The sequence below is a fragment of the Dokdonia sp. Asnod3-C12 genome (assembly GCF_045063975.1).
GTDB lineage: Bacteria > Bacteroidota > Bacteroidia > Flavobacteriales > Flavobacteriaceae > Dokdonia.
In genome coordinates, this window is record NZ_JBEFNY010000003.1 from 1,447,187 (window position 1) to 1,466,988 (window position 19,802).

Here is a 19,802-nt window from a genome sequence, read left to right on the forward strand (position 1 = left end):
CCCTACCTTGAAGGGTGGACTTTTTTAGGACAAGTAATAATATACTCAGTATAAATAAAAATCTAAAAAGTCGATTTACACACCCTTTAAGACAGGGAAATGGAAATCGGCAAATAAAAACACAACACAATGAGCAATAAAATAAGATGGGGCGTCCTAGGTGGCGGCGGAGATAGTTTAATAGGTGTGTTGCACCGCGTGGCGGCAAGTATGTTTGACGCATACCAGCTAGTAGGTGGTTCTTTTAACCCAGATATAGAGATAAGCAAAGACTTTGCTACTCAAATAGGCATCCCGACAGATCGTATTTATAAAGATCTAACGGAGCTTATAGAAAAGGAAACCGCGCTCCCAGTAGACCAGCGCATGCAGGTGGTGTCTATACTTACACCTAACTTTTTACACTTCCCGATGGCAAAGCAGCTTCTAGAAGCTGGCTTTAACGTGATTTGTGAGAAGCCTATGACCATGACGCACGCAGAGGCGCTAGAGCTTGAGGCTATCCAAAAGAAGAATGGAAACGTTTTTGGACTCACACACACCTATACTGGGTATCCTATGGTACGCCAGATGAGGGAAATGATAGCAAATGGAGAACTAGGCGAGATACAAAAGGTAGACGCTCAGTATTACCAAGGCTGGATTAATAACCTCATACACGACAAGGAGCAGCGCAATAGCACCTGGCGATTAATGCCTGAGAAATCTGGAATTTCTTGCTGTCTTGGTGATATAGGCGTTCACGCTTACCAGATGCTAGAGTTTGTAACTGGTAAGAAAATTAAATCTGTACTTGCAGACCTCAACCATCTATATGCAGATAATGAGATGGATATAGACGGTACCGTATTACTACGCCTAGATGAATACACAAAAGGTGTATTGCGATCTAGTCAAATAGCAACGGGTGAGGAGAACAACTTTACCGTAGCTATCTATGGTACAAAAGCAGGTCTCAAGTGGGAGCAAGAAAACCCTAACTATCTTTATTTACTAGAAGATGGACAACCTATGCGCGTGCTTAAACCAGGCCACGCTTATAACAGTGCGCTATCGCTAGACGGCACAAAACTACCTCCAGGACACCCAGAAGGAATTTTTGATGCAATGGGTAATATCTATAAAGGTGTTGCTAAGGCAATACGTGGAGAAGACTACAATTCAGGTGAATTTCCAGGGATGACAGATGGCGTGCGAGGAATGAATTTTATAGAGAAAGCCGTGCAATCTCATCGTGATGGGAATGTGTGGGTAGATTTAGAGTAGTATAAGTACGCTTTCGCGAAAGCGTAAAAAACAACAACTGAAAGGATTCTCGCCTTTGCGAGAATGAAAAAAATATATCCAATGAAAACAATAAAAGGACCCGCAGTATTTCTCGCCCAGTTTATGGATGACAAAGCTCCATTTAATTCGCTAGACGGATTGTGTAAATGGGCAGCAGACCTTGGGTATAAAGGAATACAAATCCCAACTTGGGAAAATAGATTAATTGACCTCACCACAGCTGGAGAGAGTAAAACCTACTGTGATGAACTTAAAGGGAAAGTAAATGACTATGGGCTTGAGATTACAGAGCTCTCTACACACCTACAAGGACAACTAGTCGCAGTACATCCTGCTTATGATTTGATGTTTGATAATTTTGCTCCAGATGATTGTAAAAACAATCCAAAGAAGCGTACGGAATGGGCTCGCAAGCAAGTAATAAGCGCAGCACACGCAAGTAAACATCTAGGTCTTGATGTGAGCGCGACGTTTAGTGGTTCGTTGCTTTGGCACACCATGCACCCTTGGCCACAACGTCCTGCAGGACTTGTTGAGATGGGGTTTGAAGAACTAGCCAAACGATGGTTACCTATACTCAATACCTATGATGAATGTGGTGTAGATGTGGCTTATGAGATTCACCCTGGTGAAGATTTACACGACGGAGTGACTTTTGAGCGTTTTCTAGAAGCTACAGGTAATCACAAGCGTTGTAATATTTTATATGACCCAAGTCACTTTGTGTTACAGCAACTCGATTATATCGCATACATAGACCACTATCACGAGTTTATAAAGGCCTTTCATGTAAAAGATTCTGAGTTTAAACCAGATGGGAAGCGCGGTACTTTTGGCGGTTACAGTGACTGGCAAGATCGCGCTGGGCGTTACCGCTCTCCGGGCGATGGACAGATAGACTTTAAAACCATTTTTACTAAACTCACAGAATACGGTTGTGACGTTTGGGCAGTGATGGAGTGGGAATGTTGTGTAAAAAGTCCTGAGCAAGGAGCTCGAGAAGGTGCACCATTTATCGCTTCACATATTATCGAGGCAACACAAAAACGCTTTGATGATTTTGCAGGGGAAGATATTGACAAGGAGCAGTTAAAAAAGATACTGGGACTTTAAAACACAATTATGAAGAGAACAATTTATATCGCAGCAGTGGCTTTAATGGCATTTGCTTGTAAAAATGAAACTAAAACCACGGTTGTAGACATTAGGAGCGGAGAAGGAAACACTTTCTCTATAGGTGGCAAAAAAATTGCCGATCCTAGTGATAAAGTTGTTCTTTTTGACGGCTCTAACCTCAACGCTTGGAAAGGATATGGTACAGACGGTATGCACGACAATTGGACCATAGAAGATGGAGCAATGGCTTTTACGCCTGGGGAAGAAGGTGGTAAAAACATCATTACAAAAAACACCTATAAAAACTTTGAACTCAATCTAGAGTGGAAAGTTTCTGAAGGTGGTAACAGTGGCATCTTTTGGGGTGTAAAGGAATCAACAGAGTTTAAAGAAGCTTATGAAACTGGCCCAGAAATACAAGTGCTAGATGACGAGCGTCACCCAGATGCAAAGGTGGCAAATGGAACGCACAAAGCAGGATCTCTTTATGATATGATAAAACCTGCAGACGGTATGATCAATCCCGCTGGTGAGTGGAATAAAGTAACGCTTTATATCAATCACGATAGCAATCTAGGTAAAGTAAGCCTTAATGATAAAGAAGCATACACCTTCCCCGTAAATGGCGAAGAGTGGGATGCTATGGTTGCAAAGACTAAGTTTGCAGACTGGAAAGGCTTTGGTAAATATCAAGAAGGTCACATAGGTCTCCAAGATCACGGAGATAAAGTATGGTACCGCAACATTACAATAAAAGAATTATAGATTATGAAATTATACCATTTAGGAATTATCGCAACAGCACTAACCATTATATCGTGCGGCTCAGGAAATGTGGGTGATGAACCAACGAAACCAGAACAAACAGAAGTATGGGGTCCAAAACCTGCAAAGGTTGCCATAAACGGGCAGACCGGTATCCCTAGTGATGCTGTGGTATTGTTTGACGGCACAAACCTCAACGCTTGGAAAAGTAAAAACGACGGCGGCGCTCCTAAGTGGACGATTAATCAAGACGGTAGTATGACCGTAAAAGATAAGACGGGAGATATTGTGACCAAAGAGGACTTCGGGAGTGTACAATTACACCTAGAATGGCGCAGTGATCCAAACAACACACAGACTAACCAAAACAGAAGTAATAGCGGTGTGTTTTTTCAAGGCTTGTACGAAGTGCAAATCTTAAATAATAATAACAACGATACCTATGTAAACGGTATGGTAGGCTCTATTTACAAGCAAAAAGCACCAGATGTGATGGCTGCAAAACCTACTGGAGAGTGGAACACCTATGATATTGTCTTCCATGCGCCAGAATTTGACAGCGCAGGAAAAAGAACTAAAGCTGGTACGCTCACAGTATTACTCAATGGCGTGCTTGTTCAAGACAACTATGAGATACAAGGAAGCACAGAGTATATAGGATTTCCTAAAAATAATGCGCATGGTGATGGCCCTATCATCCTTCAAGATCACGGTGATATGAGTGGTGTAGGGTATAGAAATATTTGGTTACGTAAGCTCTAAAAAACTCTAACTAAACCAATTGAAAAACATGAAAGATCTTGCAACGGTAAATCAAGAAGTAATTTGGGCAATGATCACCATTGCTTTTATCATGCTCTGTATCGCTGTTTTTTACTGGAAAAATCCTCCCGTAAAAATCAATAAATTATACGGTTACCGCACGCGACACTCTATGAAAAACCAAGAGATATGGACAGCAGCAAATAAACATAGTTCGATTATGTTTATAAACCACGCACTTATTTTATTTGTGATTACCGTTGTTCTAAGTTTTTTAAAAACACCTTATTCACTTCTTATTTTTTTGATAGTATTGTTAGGTGGTATTTTATTTGGAGCATTAAGAACAAGTCAATTTCTAAAAAACAATTTTGACCAAGAAGGAAATAAAAAATGATAGATCTCCCTACAATACTCACCACGCTAGCGCCAGCACTCATAAGTCTAGCATTATTTATAAATACGCGTTACTTCCCCCCGTCATTGGGTAACTCATTCTTAGCAAAATCTCCAGAATGGTGGATGAGAGATCAAGCCACTTGGAATAGTGCGTACTCGTTTTTGGCTCAAAAATATGGCATTGGCACCATTGCGCTTTTTGCAATTTGCAGCTGTTTGTTCTTTCTTGAAAGCCCATATGCAGCATACGGCGGTTATGTTGCGCTTATAGCATATGTGATTTTAGCAAATTACCAAGTGCGCTCATATATGACTGATAAAATAAAATAAGATTGTCTCGCTTTCGCGAAAATTTGATTGCATTAACCAAACGTCTTGAATGATTGTATGTAAGCACGACTTAAATACTCTTAATTACAAGATTATGGTAATACAACTATGCTTTCGCGAAAGCGTACAAACCCCATTCATAATTAATAACTGAACCTTTATCTTTGCCGAATGATAAAATCGATGACTGGTTTTGGGAAAAGTGTACTACAACTTCCTGGAAAAAAAATTACAATAGAGATCAAATCGCTTAACAGCAAAAATCTAGATCTCAATGCTCGTATACCTTCTACCTATCGTGAGAAAGAACTTGCCCTGCGCAATATGGTTGCAAAAGCACTAGAACGCGGTAAGATTGATGTAGGTCTTTATGTAGAAAGTACTGGAGAAAACACCAATACAGTTATTAATGGAACGGTGGTAAACGCTTATATGGCTCAGCTCTCTGATGCTGTGAGTGGAAATCCTAGCGAGACAGAACTTCTTAAAATGGCAATGCGCCTTCCAGATGCTCTTAAAACAGAACGTGAGGAACTAGATGAAAACGAGTACACATCGATTGTATCAAATCTAGAGGAAGCACTTAAGGAAATAAACAAGTACCGTCTAGATGAAGGGAATTCTCTTAAAACGGAGTTTGAACTACGTATTGCAAACCTACAGCGCTTGCTGGAAGAGGTTATTGTACTTGATGTAGATAGACTGAGTGATGTAAAAGTAAGGCTTGAGAAAGCTGTTTCTGATCTTAAAGTAAATGTAGATGAGAATCGCTTTGAGCAAGAGCTTATCTATTACCTAGAGAAATATGACATTACTGAGGAAAAAGTTCGCTTAAAAAATCACCTAGATTACTTTACAGAAGCGCTAGAATCTGATGATTCTAACGGTAAGAAACTTGGCTTTATAGGTCAAGAAATAGGTCGCGAGATTAATACAGTAGGATCTAAGTCTAACTATGCACCTATGCAGCAGCTGGTAGTGCAAATGAAGGACGAACTAGAAAAAATAAAGGAGCAAGTTTTAAATGTACTCTAATGGCAAAGCAACCAGAAGATAATAATAGTGAACATCAAGGAAAGCTCATCGTATTTTCGGCACCTTCAGGAAGTGGAAAAACAACGATAGTAAGACACCTTCTAGCACAAGAAGAATTAAACCTTGAGTTTAGTATCTCTGCAACGAGTCGTGAGTCTCGTGGAGAAGAAAAGAATGGGAAGGACTATTATTTTATAGATCTCAAAGAATTTAAAAATCACATCAAGGCAGACGACTTTCTAGAGTGGGAAGAAGTTTACCGCGATAACTTTTATGGAACACTGTGGAGCGAGGTACAACGTATCTGGGCCATGGGCAAACATGTGATTTTTGATATTGATGTTGTGGGAGGTTTACGTATCAAAAAGAAATTTCCAGATAAGACACTTGCTGTATTTGTAAAACCACCTAGTGTAGACGAGCTTAAAATACGCCTTAAGAAGCGTAGCACAGAGAGTGAGGATAAGATTAACATGCGTATCGCAAAAGCTTCTGTAGAGCTAGCTACGGCACCACAGTTTGATCATATCATTCTTAATGACAATCTAGACAAAGCACTTAGAGAGGCTGTAACACTTGTTACTGATTTTGTAAAATAACATCAAGATGACATTACAAGATTTTAAAACCAAACTTGCTACCACACCTAGTGATATTCAATTTACCGATACCATGGAGGTTATAGAATCTCTATATACTTTTACGCCTAGCTCCTTTACAAACGGAGACATTCGTAATGAAAGCGGTGAGAACAATGGCTCTTGCAAGTTATTCGGTTTTGCAAAAGGCCAAGGGTTGAATAAAAGTGACACACTACACTGTTTTGGCGCATATTACAGAGAAGATGTACTACAAAACCCAGAGGGTACAGATCACCAAAACATTAGAAACTTCATGCAGCACGGCTGGGATGGTATTTCCTTTGATGCAAATCCTCTCCATAAGAAATAACACATAAATACTACTCCATTGAAAATAGGTCTCTACTTCGGAACATTTAACCCTATTCACATAGGGCATCTTGCGATTGCAAATCACATGGCAGAGTATAGCGACCTAGACAAAATCTGGATGGTCATCACGCCACATAATCCATTTAAGAAAAAGAGTAGCTTACTAGATAACAATCATCGTTATCAGATGGTCTTAGAAGCTCTTGAAACCTATGATAAAATAGAGCCAAGCAATATTGAGTTCAATTTACCACAACCTAACTATACAGTATACACACTAGCTCATCTAGAAGAAAAGTATCCTCAGCATGAGTTTTGCTTAATCATGGGAGAAGACAATCTTAAAAGTCTTCATAAATGGAAAAACTACGAAGTTATTCTTGAGCGTCATGACATATATGTATATCCTAGAATCTCTGAAGGTACGGCTGAAACACAGTTTGATAACCACTCAAAGATTCACAAAGTAGACGCTCCTATTATGGAAATTTCTTCTACAATGATTCGTAAAGCTATTAAGGATGGTAAAAATATAAGACCCTTATTACCCCCTGAGGTTCATACTTACATCGATCAAATGAACTTTTATAAATAGGTTATAAGTCTATGTCTAAACGGGATTTAACACAGCAAAATAGTAAAGAGGCTACCTACTACGGTATCTTGATGGTTATTTCATTTCTTGTACACCTCGCTTTACAACGTGTAAAAGCTTCGGATAATGATTTACCTGATTTTCTCTTGGGATTTACGGTTGCCTTATTTATTGCATCTAGTATACTTACTATCATCAAATATCTCAAAGCTAGAAAGGAACCTCAAAGCCGTAAGCTCGCTAAGGCTCGCGTTTTTGCAATTATAGCAGTTATTTTCTGGCTATTTTTCTTAATGAACCTTTCTAAAAAAGTTTTAGAGGTTTTTAGTCAGCTATCTTAATTACTACAAACAAAAAAAGAACAAACATTCCAGACTATCGTCTTTCATATTTGTTCTTTTAATTAGTCTATAATCGCGCTTGAGCGCTTTCTTTTATTTCTCTAAGTGAGGAATACGTAATACTTGACCTGGATAAATCTTATCTACATCCTTAAGCATTGGTTTGTTTGCTTCAAAGATTTGTGGGTACTTCATTGGATCTCCGTACATCGCTTTTGAGATCTTGCTTAAAGAATCTCCGCTTACTACTGTGTAGAAACGAGCTTCTGGCTCTGGATTCTCTACTGTAAGTCTATCATCTACCGTTGCAATACCTGTAGAGTTTCCTACTACCAGGATTACCTTTTCTTTAGTTGCTTGATCGTTTGCACTTCCAGTAACTACAGCAACATCTCCATCTATTGAGATATCAAGGTTATCAACATCAAGACCTAAGTCATTAATTGTTTCTGCCATGTTACTTGCTGCTTTAGCGTTTGCCATTGCAATTTTTTCTTCGGCTACTGCTGCTTTTTCTGCTGCTTCTTCTGCATCTGTTTTTCCTATTCCAAAAACTTTTGCTCCTGCATTTTTAATGAATGAAAATAATCCCATAGTTATAATATTTAGTTAGTGTTTTTATTGAGTACGGAAGTTACAAAAAAGCTAGAGTTATCAATCTATTGTTATGATGACTTTAGTAAATCTCAACGTATATTAACCCTTACCTAACATTTAAGCAGATCATCTATGTTTTTGTAAAATCTTATTCACATGAGCCACTTCCCAAAAAAAGAGAATCCTCACACTAAGTAACACTTAGGTAAGGATTCTCCAACTAAATAACCAACCAAAAATTCTTGAATCACACTGCCGTGGCTAGTGCGGTGATTGTTACTTTTTAAGCGCTGCTGCTTTCTTTGCGGTAAGCGCTTTTATTTCTGCTTTAATGTCTGCCGTTTTCTTACGAATTTTCGGCGCATTTTTACTCTTTCCATCTGTTGCTGTTCTAAACTGGATATACCCTCTACCTCTAAACTGGTAAGTAGTTCCCGTATTTACTTGATACAGCTCTATCGTTTCATCATCAATAACGGTAAGGTCAAAGAACTCATTGTCTGGAAAATTATAATCTAATGTTAAAGTCTTCAAGTAGAAATCTCCAGGCACATCATTTACATCATAGATTCCATCATAATCCCAAAAAATGTTATTTGTAGACGTTCCGTTTCCATCTTCAGAGCTTCTAAAGTTTCCAGACTGTCCCGCAGGTAAAAACTGTAAGAAATTCTCATTATCAAATGGGTTTATTGCTCCTTCTTCACTAGTGTATATTTTTTCCCAAGCTTCAAATTCTTGTAAGAAGTAGTGGATATTGTTATAGAAAACCAAGTCATAGTCAAAAGTGCTTCTTTGGTATCCTACTAGAATATATACTGCTCCTGTAGACGGGTGAAATAACTCTATCTCATTGCTAGATAATACACGTACATCAAAAGAATAATCTCCATCTAGATCATGATAAGCATCTAGCTCATACCCAAAAGTGTCATATGCTCCCACATCAATACCAAATCCTGCACCATTCTGACCTAAACCAGATAAGTTATTGTTTGCAAAGATGGTTCCGTTTCTAAAGGATACTGTAAATGCCTTTTGTAAAAATGGTACGGTAAGATTACCAGAAGAGGCATCGATATCTACATAAAATATTTCAAACTGACTCAACACTTGATTAAGTGAAGGTCCATTATTTACTTCAACATAAGGATCTACTACTACGATCTCTTCTGTATAACAAGAAGTAAATAGAGCTGCGATAAGCGCTACTGCAAATAATTTTTTGATCGTTTTCATACTGTTTGTTTTTTGATTCCCTTAACAGTATTCAAACGGCGTGCCAAAAATATAAATATCTAATTATTAGTTGATTATGTTTTAATTTCGCTTTCGCCAAAATGTTCTCAACCTCTTAAAAGTGCATTATATATAAAATATTCACTTACGATGAGAGCAACTAACTCATAACCAAACCTCTCAAAATATTTTAAAGATTACGTCAACTCAAACAACTTCCCAGGTAAAGGTCTTACCACTCCTTTAAGTTCCATTTGCAATAATATACTCGCGATTTTAAAGGTGGGTAGCTTGCAGTTGAGAGCAATAATATCCATAAGCTCCTTTCCATTCTCGTTAAGGAATCGCCACACTACCTTCTCTTCTTCTGTGAGTTCTACAAAAAGTTGTTTTTGAATGGCTGGCTGCTGCTTTTCTTCTAGTTTCCAGTTGAGAATATACATCAGATCTGCAGCGCTTGTCATGAGATTTGCTCGTTGTTGTTTGAGGAGATTATTACAACCTAAACTTTGCTTATCGTCTGCTCGACCTGGTACCGCAAATACATCGCGATTGTAGCCATTTGCAAAATCTGCCGTTACAAGTGATCCTCCTTTCTCTGCAGATTCAATCACAATAGTAGCCTCAGAGAGGCCCGCTATAATCCGGTTGCGCTGCAAGAAGTTAGTATGCACAAAACTACTACGACTCCAAAAATCTGTAACAAAACCACCGTTTGCCTCTACTCCGCTCATATACTTACTATGTACTTTAGGATACACTTGATTAAGGCCGTGAGCAAGTACGCCTATGTTTTGTAAACCGTGGTCAATACACGCTTTATGTGCTGTAATATCTACACCATATGCAAAACCAGAGACAATAAGCGGATTAAGCGGAGCTATCTCTTTTATAAACTTTTTTAAGAAATGTTCACCATAAGTAGTGATCTTACGAGTGCCCACAATACTTATAATTCGCGGATTATTCCAGTTAATATTTCCTCTAGAAAAGAGCACAACTGGTCCATCTATACAATATTTCAACCGCTGTGGATAGTCTGGGTCCGTGTAGGTAGTTGCCTTAATATCATTAGACTGAATGAATGAAAGCTCTTCTTTCGCGAAAGCGTAATACTTCCCCTCACCAAAGGCACTAAGTTTATGATTTCCTATACCATCTATTTTGAGAAGCGTGGTTTTAGGCTGTTTTAGTACCTCCTCTGCACTCCCAAATTGTTGTATTAATTTCTTGATAGTACCATCACCTAGATTAGGAGTATGTTGTAATGTAAGCAAGGAAAGCAATTCTTTTTCGGACATTAACTGTTGATTTTAAGACATCTAAGTAACAACTATTATATCTGTTAATAAAATAAATGACTAAATCTTGGAGGGTTGTGCATTTTGATTAATTTTGAATTATGCAGTTAGATCAGTACATAAGCGATTTATTATATAGATATGAATGTGTGATATTACCTGGTTTTGGGGCGTTTTTGACTCAAATCCAGAGTGCACAGATTCACTCAACAACCCATGCCTTCTACCCGCCTAAGAAGAAACTTTCTTTTAACGCGCAACTTACAGATAGTGATGGATTGCTAGCAAATTATATTTCTAAAACTGAGATGATCCCTCATGAGGAAGCGAGTACCCGCATTAAAACATACGTGCGTTTTCTTTTTGACAGTCTTCACAAGGGAGAAGCACAAACACTATCAAACATAGGTACTCTTTCTCTAGACACAGAAAGCAGGTTACAATTTGAGCCATCATACCACCTTAATTATCTTACAGATTCTTTTGGTCTTTCTTCATTTACCTCTCCAGAGATTTTAAGAGAAGTGTACAAAGAGGAAGTTACTGCTCTAGAAAGCACGACCCCTATAGCTTTTACTCCAGAACGCAAGGCAATGAGCTCGTGGATGAAGTATGCAGCTGCAGCTGTAATAGCTTTTGGCCTTATAGGCGCTGTAGGATTTAACTATGTAAAAGATGTAGAGCAGCATAACTATGTTTCTCATCAAGAGGCAGAAAAGCAACTAGAAGATAAAATTCAAGAAGCTACTTTTGAGATACCTAATCCGCTACCAGCAATTAAGCTATCACTTACGAAGCCTGTAGGGAGCTATCATATTGTTGCAGGAGCTTTCCGTATGGAAGAAAATGCACAAACACGTGTGGACCAACTTACAGAACAAGGTTTTAAGGCTCGCAAGATAGGAACTAATAAATATGGCCTTCATCAAGTAGTGTATGGAAGCTATACAGACTCTCAAGAAGCTCTTGCCGCATTAAAGTCTATACGCAGTACAGATAATAAGGAAGCGTGGCTTCTTGTGCAAGAAATGGAATAATCCTTTATTAGATTTTCATTTTTAACCTTTCGAGTTTGACGTACCTTTGCGCCAAAATTGAAATGTAATGCAAGCACGTACGCCTACTGATTCAAAAACAACACTAACAGATTTAGTACTACCTAGTGAGACTAACCCTTTGGGTAATCTCTTTGGAGGTGAGTTACTCGCTCGTATGGATAGAGCTGCAAGTATTGCTGCAAGAAGACATTCTCGTCGTATTGTAGTAACTGCATCTGTAAACCACGTAGCCTTTAACCGCATGGTTCCTCTAGGAAGCGTAGTAACTGTAGAAGCAAAGATTTCTCGCGCTTTTAGAACCTCTATGGAGATAGTGATTGATGTGTGGATAGAAGACCGTGAGAGCGGCTTAAAATCGCAGGCTAATGAAGCAATCTACACCTTTGTTGCCGTAGATGAGCAAGGAATCCCAGTTTTAGTACCACAGGTAACTCCAGAGTCTGATCTTGAGAAGAAACGATATGACGCCGCACTGCGACGTAAGCAACTATCTCTTGTGCTCGCTGGTAAGATGAAACCAGAAGACGCAACAGAGCTTAAAGCTTTATTTATATAACACAAAAAGGCCTCCAATTGGAGGCTTTTTTTATGCTTGTGGTGGTTACCACTTTTCTACTTCTTCTTTAATAGCTTCTTTGGTTTTTCCAGTTTTTTCTTGGATACGACCTACAACTTCATCAAATTTTCCATCTGCAAATGTCTCGTCGTCGTCAAAGTGCTTTCCGTATTTCTGTTTAAAATCTCCTTTTACTTGATTCCACTTTCCTTCTAGTTCTGTGCTGTTCATAATCTTCTCTTTTTAAGTTCATTGCTAAATTACTTTTAATGAGCGCTTTATTGTAATAAGAGAATATTAAAAAATGTTATGGTTATCCTAAAACCTACATTACTAAGAGTGCTTAGACTAGAACTTAATACCCGTTCTTAATTTTATAGGATGTGACAACTCGTAGTTAAGTGCAGGAGCTGCATCATTTTTGTATACAGGTGTAAAAAACTGAATGCCTGCATCCCACTCTGGTGTAAATTGTACATCAACTCCCATGGTAGGAGAAAGTTCTGTAAACATCGCCCCATTAGTATTAAGTCCTCTCACCACTTGTCCTTGTAATCCCATATAAGTGCTTATACCCTTTGTAGCCTGATATCTAAAAATAAGCGGAAACTCAAGCACTTCATCATTGCCTACTCTTGATCTTGATATACCCATTTGTATCATGGATTTATAACCTACAGAGGCGCCCACAAATAGCGTACGTGTTTGATCATAAAATTCCTTGTTGAGTTCTCCCACATTATTAGCTATAGCTCCTACAGCCTTAATATTTAAAAATGATTCTCCAGAGGCTGGGGTTGCTTGAGCGCTCATAAACGAGGTGATACATAAGAAGAGTAGGTAGATATAATGTCTCATACCCCTAAAATTACACCATGCCTAACACTCTTGTGTTAAGCTTATTACAAAATAAGCTAGGTAAATGCCAAATAGTAATAAGTGTTACGCTTTCGCGAAAGCGTAAAAAAAAGATTACATATTAAGTACCCAGTCTGATGGGTTGAGCTTTGAAGTGTTTTTACGCACCGAAAATTTAAGAACACTCTTACCGCTGAAGGCATTGCGCGTGACTTGACCTATCTCTTGTTTAAAAGAAACCTGGTCGCCCTGCTTCACCTTGATACTCTTAAGGTTTGTATAGACAGTGAGATAATCTCCATGACGTATAAAAACAGTAATAGTACCTCCTTGCATATCTTGTATTTGAGTAACCTCTCCTGCAAACACAGCTCTCACAGCTGCGTCTGGTTCTGTCTCAATATCTACACCACTATTAGTAAGTGTAATACCAGGAAGCGTAGGGTGTGCAGATTTACCAAAGCGACGAGTGACTCTACCTCGTACTACTGGCCATATTAATCTTCCTTTGTTTCCAGAAAACTCTTTGGCTAGTGCAACCTCTGCAGGAGTCATGGCAAACGTCTTACTGCTAGCCGACTTTCCAGCTTTCTTATTACTCGCTGCAATAGCATCTGCAATGAGTTTATCTATTTGTCTATCTATACGATCTGCCTCTTGTTGTTTTGTTTTAATCTGGGCAATGTAGCTACTTGATTTTTTTCTAATCTCTTTTACAAGTTCATCCTGACGTTCTTTCTCTTTATCAAGCTCTCGTCTAGCTATACGATTCTCTGCAATAAGGGCTTCCTTATCACCTTTTTGTTTAACTAGCTTCTTATTTGTTTCTTGAATGAGTGTGGTGCGCTCCTTAATCTGCAAGCCTTGCTTCTTGCGGTAATTTGCATACTGCTTCATGTATTGTGTACGCTTATATGCTTGCTTAAAGCTCTCACTAGATAGGAGGAACATAATCTTACTTTGACCGCTCTTACTTTTATAAGACTTACGAATCATATCACTATAGTCATCTTTGAGTATGGTAAGTTCCTTGCGTAGGTTTTCCATTTTCTCAAGGTTCTCATTAATCTCCCGAGTGAGCAAATTTGCTTGACTATTTGTGACCTTGATAAGATCTGATCTAAGTCTAATTTTTGTGTCAAGGTCTTCTACTTGTGTGAGGATAGAAACCTCTTTCTTTTTATTTGTTTCGCGCAAGCGTTGCAACTGTTGCATTTCCTTTTTAAGAGACTCTCTGCGCTGTTCTAGCTGTCTTTGCTTTGCAGACTGCCCAAAGGCTGCTTGTGACATAAATAACGTCAAGAAACAGCTTACAATAAAGATGTATGCTAACTTACTTTTTTGCATTGAGCTTGATTTCTTGGTATCCAGAAGGAATAGAAAATGGCATGCGTACCTCTCCGTTTAAATCTATATCGCGATACTCTATTTGCACTTGAGATTGGTTCTTACCATCATCTGCAAGGATATCTAGCAAGTAAGGAAAGATCTTATTTCCTACTTCTTTATAATCACCATATGCAATATCAAGTGATCCTCCATTATCCTTTTGCTCTATACGCTGTTCTTGAGTAACAAAGTTTTGAGTATTAATCCCAAAGAATAAATTCACTTCATCAAGTTGCTTTCTTGGGGTAACCTCGTAGCCATTTTGAGTTTCCTTAAATGTATACTTCCCTTCTCTCAAATCATAAACAGTTTGCCCAGTGAGTAAACGTTGCAGTTGGAAAAAGTCTATTTCTACACCGAGATACTGACTTAAAAATGCAAAGTCACCGTCAAAGTATTGATTGTTGAGCTTATCATAAAACTGCACCTTTTGTGGAGTTATTAAAGCACGAGCACCAGAAAAGCCTATCAAAGATGCATTCATCCAGATTTGTTTATCCTTTTCAATACGGATAGTAAGAGTAACTGTAGGCTTTGTTCCTTTTTTATCTCTGTACTTAATTTTTGTACGAGCATCAAAAGTTGTAAAATCTATCGCATTATTATAATATTCCTTTACAAGACGCTTAGATGAAACATCTTCTACTGTCTCTGTAGTAGTAACTTTCTTTGCACCACCGCAACTTGCGAGCACTATTACTAATAATATGTAGCCTAGCTTCTTCATTAATTTCCTTGTGCTTTAAGTTCTTTTACCTTGCTGTAATAACGAGCTGCTTTTGCAGCATCTCCATCACCAGTGTGTGCATCACCTAGTTGCTTGTAAAAGTCCATCTCCATAATCAAATCTTCAATAATATAATCTACACCAAGTTCCAGCTGATCAATAGCAGCTTTGAACTTACCTTGTTTATTTAATGCCACGCCATAAGTAAGATACAATAATGGCTGCGATGGATATAGATCAAGACCATCTGCCACTACATCTTCTACTTTTTCAAAATCACCTGCGTCTAGCAATAATAAACTTGTGTTTTTTATAAGTTCGAGATTTTCTGGCTCACTATCTAACGCCTTAATAAGGTATGGCAATGCCTTCGCTTTATTTCCTTTTTGAATGTAATAGGTAGCTAGCTCTTGATAAATATTTGCATCTGCTACTTGCGTGTCAAAAATTGCAATAGCTTGCTCTAGCTCCGGCTCGTACTTAGGGTTTCTATTTACAAAAAGTACAAAATCATTAAGCACGCGATGCTTTGCTGGCGGACTCATACGCGTACTCTCAAGTACCTTTTGCATAGAAGCAATTGCTTCATCTATCTTCCCATCATTAAGGTTGAACTTGTATAACGCTAAGTGAACTTCGTCTGCATAAGGATTTACCTTTTGTAGCTCAAGTGCTGTTTCGTATGCCTTTTGTGTGTCGCCTTGCTCACTGTACAGTAATATAAGTTTGAGGTACTCTGCCTCGCTCTTTGGATTAGAAGCAATATTTTTTTCTATCTCCTTTACCTGTCTATTCGTATTACCAGAAAGCGCATATAATTTGCTCTTTAATCGATCTCGATATATGTCACTTCCTATCTCGTCATCTAGCTCTTCAATGAGGTCAAGTGCTTCTTCGTATCGCTTCGTACTTGTATAGATGCGCGCAAGATCTTCCTTGTACTGCACATCAAACCCTATAAGCTTTTTTACTGTAGTAGCTGCTGCATCATAATCTTGCTGCTGAAAGTGAACTTCATATAATGCCTCTAAAACATCTACATCATTAGGTTTGATATCTAAGTAAGTATTAAAATCTGAGGCAGCCTCATCATAATTTTTGAGAAATACTTGGTTTTTCCCTCTCTCAAAATATAATATGGCAAGCTCAGGTTCTAGAGCGATACACTTATTTAGTGAGGTAATGGCGCGTTCATAATTTTCAATCCCCTTTTGCTTAAGAGCTTCAAAAAAAGCGGTTTGAAAAGCATCTGACACATCACCTAAGTCATCCACATTCTCATCTGCAAAAGGTGTCACCTCTTGCGGTTGCTGAGCGTTCATACGCTTTCGCGAAAGCGTAAAAAACACCGTTAATATGAGTATGTAAATTCCTTTATTCATCACTTTAGATTATTTCATCACTGTGTAGTCTCCAAGACTTACACGCGTGTGCTCTCCGTTATACTGTACTTTGTTACCTATCATGGCTTCTGTCCACTGTGCGTTTTTTATAACACTATCTTGCTGGATTAAGCTATGGCTTATAGTACTATCTTCAATAGTTGTGCCAGCTCCTATCGCAACACCAGGACCTATAGTACAATTTTTAAGAACTACGTTTTCACCTATAAAACAAGGTTCAATAATAGTTGAGTTCTCATTTACCACAGAATCTGCAATTAGTTGCTCTTCTTTTTCATCGTGTAAGAACTGTAACATCTTAGAATTAGTATCTATAGCAACTTCTTTATTACCACAATCCATCCACTCTGTAACGGTACCTGTCTTGAAAATACGACCTTCGGCCATCATTTTCTTAATACCATCGTTAATCTGGTATTCACCTCCATTCATTAGATTTTCATCTAACACTTCTTGAAGCTTCTCTTTAAGAACGGCTACATCCTTAAAATAATATATTCCTATAACAGCTTGATCAGATACAAATGTTTCTGGCTTCTCTACAAGCTCTACAATTTCTTCTTTGTCGTTAAGTTTTACAACTCCGTAAGCCTCAGGATTAGGGACTTTCTTTGTCCATATAACACTATCTGCCTCTGGATCTAGCTCCAGATCTGCTCGTATTAGTGCATCTGCATATGCGATTACCGCAGGACCGGTTAAAGAAGGCTCTGCACTCATGATTGCGTGACCAGTTCCTAATGGCGCTCCCTGACGATAAATAGATGCTTTTGCACCAAGGCTTTGTGCAAGTTCCTCAAGTTGTGCAATTACAGCATCCCCAAAAAATGTAGGATCACCAAGTATAAAAGCAATCTCGTCTACTGGCTGCTTTAAAATTTTTGCAATATCACGCACTAAACGATGCACAATAGGTGCTCCTGCAACAGGAATTAGTGGTTTAGGTATTGTTAAACTATGTGGTCTTAATCTCGAGCCGAGTCCGGCCATTGGTACTATTATCTTCATCTTTTATAAATCTTTATTTATTCCATTTACATGGAATTTAATACTTATTGCTTTTAGAGAGAGCAATTCTTACCTACGTAGGAATTTATTTTACTCCTGTACTCCCAAAACCGCCTTCACCACGATCTGTAGTTGAAAGTTCTGTAACTTCTTCCCATTGTCCTTGCTCATGCTTTGCTATGACCATTTGTGCAATGCGTTCACCATTTTCAATTGTAAATGGTTCATTAGATAGGTTAACAAGAATTACTCCTACCTCTCCTCTATAATCTGCATCTATGGTTCCTGGAGCATTGAGTACGGTGATCCCTTTTTTGGCAGCTAGTCCGCTACGTGGTCTTACCTGTGCCTCAACACCTATAGGAAGTTCCATAAATATTCCGGTAGGAACAATGGCTCTTTCTAATGAACCTATCGTGATTGACTCTGTGATATTTGCACGTAAATCCATTCCTGCACTAGCAATGGTTTCATAGTGAGGAAGTGCGTGTGCACTTTTATTAATTACTTTAATCTTCATTATAATCTATTTCAATTCCGCAGCTGCGGTGTTTTTATTAAACTATGAGTTGACTTTATTTTCTTTTCAATAATCTTAATAAAAGCTCTTTTTCGCGAAAGCTAATAAAGCCTATTAAAACTACAATCATACCAACTCCTACAAGATACAATGGCAAGCTCCCAACACCAAAATAATCTCTAAAACCATAGAAGAACACACAAGAAAATGTAATACTCATGACTAGATACAAAAGTATATTTTTTACATCATAAGGAACTGCTAAATGTTTACGTCCCATGAGATAAGACACGACCATCATTAATCCATAAGCACTACAGGTAGCAATAGCACTGGCGAGATATCCTATTCTAGGTATTAATGTTACGTTTAAAACAATAGTGAGAATAGCACCGCCTACAGAAATGTATGCACCATATCGAGTTTTATCTGTCACTTTATACCATACGGATAGCGTTTGATAAATTCCAAAAAACAGGTATGCTACGAGAATGAGTGGCACGATGTACATGCCTTCCCAGTACTCTTCTCCATCTAACAAAATCACTTTTACAACGTCTACGAGGACCACATAAGCAAATAATGCAATAGAGCCTAAGACTACAAATGCCTTTGTAATCTGAGCATACATGACTTGTGCATTTTCATTTTTTGCTTCGCTAAAAAAGAAAGGTTCAATCCCTATCCTAAAAGCAGTTGCAAATAAAGTCATACCAATGGATAATTTATAGCAGGCGCCGTAAATAGCCACTTCCCCTTTGGCAATGTCTTCTGGTAGTATTTTTTCTAATAGAATCTTATCAAAAGATTCATTGATCGTAAAAGCTAAGCCTGCCAGTAAAACAGGTGTTCCATACGTAACCATCTTCTTCCACAAGTTTACATCAAAAGACCACTTTACAAAATATGGCTTGATCACGATTAAAAAAGTGAGCACACTTGGTAAACAAAGTGCTATGAAAACGAGCTCTATCTTATCTGAAGGTAACCAACTAGAAACACCATCTAAACCAGGTAGCCATACTAGTAATATTACAGAGAGTCCTGTCGAGATTACAACATTGAGCAATTTTATAAATGCATATGTTCCAGACTTCTTTTGCGCTCTCATGTATGCAAAAGGGATTACGGTAAGCGTATCAAATGCAATAATGAGGATGACCCATCGCCAGTACGTAGCAGGTACATCTGAGATTTGTGATAGCGTATCAATACCCAAAAATGCTATAATCGTGAATGCAACTGTAGAAACCAGTAAGGCTGTAAGGGATGTAGATAGCGTCTTAGCACTATGCTTATCATCATTAAAAAATCTAAAAAAAGCGGTTTCCATACCATACGTAAGAAGCACGTTGAGTATCATCACATAAGAAAATACGATGGTCACTTCTCCAAAGGCCTCCTTATCTGGTAAATATCCAGTGTACAGACGGGTGAGTAAAGCCGTAAGAACGCGCGGTAATACCGTCGCGAGACCATACACAAAGGTGTGTTTGAAAAGGCTTTTAAGAGAACTCAAATAATTATGTATTTAAGTAGCCAAAAGTACAGAAATTATACTAG

Annotated in this window: 24 protein-coding genes; 13 read left to right on the top strand and 11 right to left on the bottom strand. The window is 38.3% G+C overall.

Annotated features, from left to right (window positions below):
- The first annotated feature begins 129 nt into the window (after nucleotides 1-129).
- The 11 genes from ACJJVW_RS06660 to ACJJVW_RS06710 all read left to right on the top strand — a co-directional run bounded on the left by ACJJVW_RS06660 (nucleotide 130) and on the right by ACJJVW_RS06710 (nucleotide 7,583).
- Complete coding sequence (locus tag ACJJVW_RS06660; protein ID WP_405251137.1) at nucleotides 130-1,266, top strand: Gfo/Idh/MocA family protein; 1,137 nt, start codon at nucleotides 130-132, stop codon at nucleotides 1,264-1,266.
- A gap of 81 nt (nucleotides 1,267-1,347) precedes the next feature.
- Nucleotides 1,348-2,400, top strand: a complete 1,053-nt coding sequence (locus tag ACJJVW_RS06665; RefSeq protein WP_035335192.1) for a sugar phosphate isomerase/epimerase — start codon at nucleotides 1,348-1,350, stop codon at nucleotides 2,398-2,400.
- 9 nt (nucleotides 2,401-2,409) lie between these two features.
- Nucleotides 2,410-3,168 carry a DUF1080 domain-containing protein gene (locus ACJJVW_RS06670; RefSeq protein WP_379952845.1) on the top strand — a complete coding sequence of 253 codons (759 nt, stop codon included), beginning with the start codon at nucleotides 2,410-2,412 and terminating at the stop codon, nucleotides 3,166-3,168.
- Nucleotides 3,169-3,171: 3 nt separating this feature from the next.
- Nucleotides 3,172-3,930, top strand: a complete 759-nt coding sequence (locus ACJJVW_RS06675; RefSeq protein WP_405251138.1) for a DUF1080 domain-containing protein — start codon at nucleotides 3,172-3,174, stop codon at nucleotides 3,928-3,930.
- 28 nt (nucleotides 3,931-3,958) lie between these two features.
- On the top strand, nucleotides 3,959-4,327 hold the full coding sequence (locus tag ACJJVW_RS06680) for an SdpI family protein (RefSeq protein ID WP_405251139.1): 369 nt from the start codon (nucleotides 3,959-3,961) through the stop codon (nucleotides 4,325-4,327).
- Nucleotides 4,324-4,659 (top strand): hypothetical protein, encoded by a 336-nt coding sequence (locus ACJJVW_RS06685; protein ID WP_405251140.1) that lies wholly within the window; start codon nucleotides 4,324-4,326, stop codon nucleotides 4,657-4,659. The genes ACJJVW_RS06680 and ACJJVW_RS06685 overlap by 4 nt, the downstream gene beginning before the upstream one ends.
- Nucleotides 4,660-4,830: 171 nt before the next feature.
- A complete protein-coding gene (locus ACJJVW_RS06690) occupies nucleotides 4,831-5,694 on the top strand; it encodes a YicC/YloC family endoribonuclease (RefSeq protein ID WP_298323531.1) in 864 nt (287 codons plus the stop codon).
- Nucleotides 5,694-6,293 carry a guanylate kinase gene (gene gmk / locus ACJJVW_RS06695; protein WP_298323530.1) on the top strand — a complete coding sequence of 200 codons (600 nt, stop codon included), beginning with the start codon at nucleotides 5,694-5,696 and terminating at the stop codon, nucleotides 6,291-6,293. The genes ACJJVW_RS06690 and gmk overlap by 1 nt, the downstream gene beginning before the upstream one ends.
- A gap of 7 nt (nucleotides 6,294-6,300) precedes the next feature.
- Entirely contained in the window at nucleotides 6,301-6,645 is a 345-nt protein-coding gene (locus tag ACJJVW_RS06700; RefSeq protein ID WP_405251141.1) for a HopJ type III effector protein, read from the top strand.
- An 18-nt stretch (nucleotides 6,646-6,663) separates the two neighbouring features.
- A complete protein-coding gene (gene nadD / locus ACJJVW_RS06705; protein WP_405251142.1) occupies nucleotides 6,664-7,242 on the top strand; it encodes a nicotinate (nicotinamide) nucleotide adenylyltransferase in 579 nt (192 codons plus the stop codon).
- A gap of 11 nt (nucleotides 7,243-7,253) precedes the next feature.
- Nucleotides 7,254-7,583, top strand: a complete 330-nt coding sequence (locus tag ACJJVW_RS06710) for a hypothetical protein (RefSeq protein ID WP_405251143.1) — start codon at nucleotides 7,254-7,256, stop codon at nucleotides 7,581-7,583.
- A gap of 93 nt (nucleotides 7,584-7,676) precedes the next feature.
- On the opposite strand, the gene lysM is transcribed toward ACJJVW_RS06710, so the two are convergent.
- The 3 genes from lysM to dprA form a co-directional block, all read right to left on the bottom strand.
- Entirely contained in the window at nucleotides 7,677-8,177 is a 501-nt protein-coding gene (gene lysM, locus ACJJVW_RS06715) for a peptidoglycan-binding protein LysM (RefSeq protein WP_405221777.1), read from the bottom strand.
- A 279-nt stretch (nucleotides 8,178-8,456) separates the two neighbouring features.
- Complete coding sequence (locus tag ACJJVW_RS06720; RefSeq protein ID WP_405251144.1) at nucleotides 8,457-9,419, bottom strand: nicotinic acid mononucleotide adenyltransferase; 963 nt, start codon at nucleotides 9,417-9,419, stop codon at nucleotides 8,457-8,459.
- 197 nt (nucleotides 9,420-9,616) lie between these two features.
- Complete coding sequence (gene dprA, locus ACJJVW_RS06725) at nucleotides 9,617-10,720, bottom strand: DNA-processing protein DprA (RefSeq protein ID WP_405251145.1); 1,104 nt, start codon at nucleotides 10,718-10,720, stop codon at nucleotides 9,617-9,619.
- Nucleotides 10,721-10,821: 101 nt separating this feature from the next.
- Here dprA and ACJJVW_RS06730 point away from each other — a divergent pair, with 101 nt between their 5' ends.
- Together ACJJVW_RS06730 and ACJJVW_RS06735 are read left to right on the top strand one after the other, a co-directional pair.
- Complete coding sequence (locus tag ACJJVW_RS06730; protein ID WP_405251146.1) at nucleotides 10,822-11,757, top strand: SPOR domain-containing protein; 936 nt, start codon at nucleotides 10,822-10,824, stop codon at nucleotides 11,755-11,757.
- Between the two features lie 67 nt (nucleotides 11,758-11,824).
- Nucleotides 11,825-12,334, top strand: coding sequence for an acyl-CoA thioesterase (locus tag ACJJVW_RS06735; RefSeq protein ID WP_108877412.1), 510 nt, complete (start codon nucleotides 11,825-11,827; stop codon nucleotides 12,332-12,334).
- A gap of 45 nt (nucleotides 12,335-12,379) precedes the next feature.
- Here ACJJVW_RS06735 and ACJJVW_RS06740 read toward each other — a convergent pair whose 3' ends face one another.
- The 8 genes from ACJJVW_RS06740 to ACJJVW_RS06775 form a co-directional block, all read right to left on the bottom strand.
- Entirely contained in the window at nucleotides 12,380-12,565 is a 186-nt protein-coding gene (locus ACJJVW_RS06740) for a CsbD family protein (RefSeq protein ID WP_013750728.1), read from the bottom strand.
- Between the two features lie 117 nt (nucleotides 12,566-12,682).
- Entirely contained in the window at nucleotides 12,683-13,192 is a 510-nt protein-coding gene (locus ACJJVW_RS06745; protein WP_405251147.1) for a hypothetical protein, read from the bottom strand.
- Nucleotides 13,193-13,306: 114 nt separating this feature from the next.
- Nucleotides 13,307-14,539 carry a murein hydrolase activator EnvC family protein gene (locus tag ACJJVW_RS06750; RefSeq protein WP_379952849.1) on the bottom strand — a complete coding sequence of 411 codons (1,233 nt, stop codon included), beginning with the start codon at nucleotides 14,537-14,539 and terminating at the stop codon, nucleotides 13,307-13,309.
- Nucleotides 14,526-15,308 (bottom strand): DUF4292 domain-containing protein, encoded by a 783-nt coding sequence (locus tag ACJJVW_RS06755; protein ID WP_405251148.1) that lies wholly within the window; start codon nucleotides 15,306-15,308, stop codon nucleotides 14,526-14,528. The genes ACJJVW_RS06750 and ACJJVW_RS06755 overlap by 14 nt, the downstream gene beginning before the upstream one ends.
- Nucleotides 15,308-16,690, bottom strand: coding sequence for a tetratricopeptide repeat protein (locus ACJJVW_RS06760; RefSeq protein WP_405251149.1), 1,383 nt, complete (start codon nucleotides 16,688-16,690; stop codon nucleotides 15,308-15,310). Before ACJJVW_RS06760 ends, ACJJVW_RS06755 begins: the two co-directional genes overlap by 1 nt.
- 9 nt (nucleotides 16,691-16,699) lie before the next feature.
- The gene (locus ACJJVW_RS06765) at nucleotides 16,700-17,719 is read right to left on the bottom strand and encodes a sugar phosphate nucleotidyltransferase (RefSeq protein WP_405251150.1); all 1,020 of its coding nucleotides are present in this window, start codon (nucleotides 17,717-17,719) and stop codon (nucleotides 16,700-16,702) included.
- 85 nt (nucleotides 17,720-17,804) lie between these two features.
- A complete protein-coding gene (gene dut / locus ACJJVW_RS06770) occupies nucleotides 17,805-18,239 on the bottom strand; it encodes a dUTP diphosphatase (RefSeq protein ID WP_405221752.1) in 435 nt (144 codons plus the stop codon).
- A 55-nt stretch (nucleotides 18,240-18,294) separates the two neighbouring features.
- Nucleotides 18,295-19,758, bottom strand: a complete 1,464-nt coding sequence (locus ACJJVW_RS06775) for a lipopolysaccharide biosynthesis protein (protein ID WP_405251151.1) — start codon at nucleotides 19,756-19,758, stop codon at nucleotides 18,295-18,297.
- Nucleotides 19,759-19,802 lie beyond the last annotated feature (44 nt).

Coding starts and splice junctions, on each gene's coding strand:
- ACJJVW_RS06660 (WP_405251137.1), top strand. CDS start 130: ATGAGCAATAAAATAAGATGGGGCGTCCTAGGTGGCGGCGGAGATAGT.
- ACJJVW_RS06665 (WP_035335192.1), top strand. CDS start 1,348: ATGAAAACAATAAAAGGACCCGCAGTATTTCTCGCCCAGTTTATGGAT.
- ACJJVW_RS06670 (WP_379952845.1), top strand. CDS start 2,410: ATGAAGAGAACAATTTATATCGCAGCAGTGGCTTTAATGGCATTTGCT.
- ACJJVW_RS06675 (WP_405251138.1), top strand. CDS start 3,172: ATGAAATTATACCATTTAGGAATTATCGCAACAGCACTAACCATTATA.
- ACJJVW_RS06680 (WP_405251139.1), top strand. CDS start 3,959: ATGAAAGATCTTGCAACGGTAAATCAAGAAGTAATTTGGGCAATGATC.
- ACJJVW_RS06685 (WP_405251140.1), top strand. CDS start 4,324: ATGATAGATCTCCCTACAATACTCACCACGCTAGCGCCAGCACTCATA.
- ACJJVW_RS06690 (WP_298323531.1), top strand. CDS start 4,831: ATGATAAAATCGATGACTGGTTTTGGGAAAAGTGTACTACAACTTCCT.
- gmk (WP_298323530.1), top strand. CDS start 5,694: ATGGCAAAGCAACCAGAAGATAATAATAGTGAACATCAAGGAAAGCTC.
- ACJJVW_RS06700 (WP_405251141.1), top strand. CDS start 6,301: ATGACATTACAAGATTTTAAAACCAAACTTGCTACCACACCTAGTGAT.
- ACJJVW_RS06710 (WP_405251143.1), top strand. CDS start 7,254: ATGTCTAAACGGGATTTAACACAGCAAAATAGTAAAGAGGCTACCTAC.
- lysM (WP_405221777.1), bottom strand. CDS start 8,177: ATGGGATTATTTTCATTCATTAAAAATGCAGGAGCAAAAGTTTTTGGA.
- ACJJVW_RS06720 (WP_405251144.1), bottom strand. CDS start 9,419: ATGAAAACGATCAAAAAATTATTTGCAGTAGCGCTTATCGCAGCTCTA.
- dprA (WP_405251145.1), bottom strand. CDS start 10,720: ATGTCCGAAAAAGAATTGCTTTCCTTGCTTACATTACAACATACTCCT.
- ACJJVW_RS06730 (WP_405251146.1), top strand. CDS start 10,822: ATGCAGTTAGATCAGTACATAAGCGATTTATTATATAGATATGAATGT.
- ACJJVW_RS06735 (WP_108877412.1), top strand. CDS start 11,825: ATGCAAGCACGTACGCCTACTGATTCAAAAACAACACTAACAGATTTA.
- ACJJVW_RS06740 (WP_013750728.1), bottom strand. CDS start 12,565: ATGAACAGCACAGAACTAGAAGGAAAGTGGAATCAAGTAAAAGGAGAT.
- ACJJVW_RS06745 (WP_405251147.1), bottom strand. CDS start 13,192: ATGAGACATTATATCTACCTACTCTTCTTATGTATCACCTCGTTTATG.
- ACJJVW_RS06750 (WP_379952849.1), bottom strand. CDS start 14,539: ATGCAAAAAAGTAAGTTAGCATACATCTTTATTGTAAGCTGTTTCTTG.
- ACJJVW_RS06755 (WP_405251148.1), bottom strand. CDS start 15,308: ATGAAGAAGCTAGGCTACATATTATTAGTAATAGTGCTCGCAAGTTGC.
- ACJJVW_RS06760 (WP_405251149.1), bottom strand. CDS start 16,690: ATGAATAAAGGAATTTACATACTCATATTAACGGTGTTTTTTACGCTT.
- ACJJVW_RS06765 (WP_405251150.1), bottom strand. CDS start 17,719: ATGAAGATAATAGTACCAATGGCCGGACTCGGCTCGAGATTAAGACCA.
- dut (WP_405221752.1), bottom strand. CDS start 18,239: ATGAAGATTAAAGTAATTAATAAAAGTGCACACGCACTTCCTCACTAT.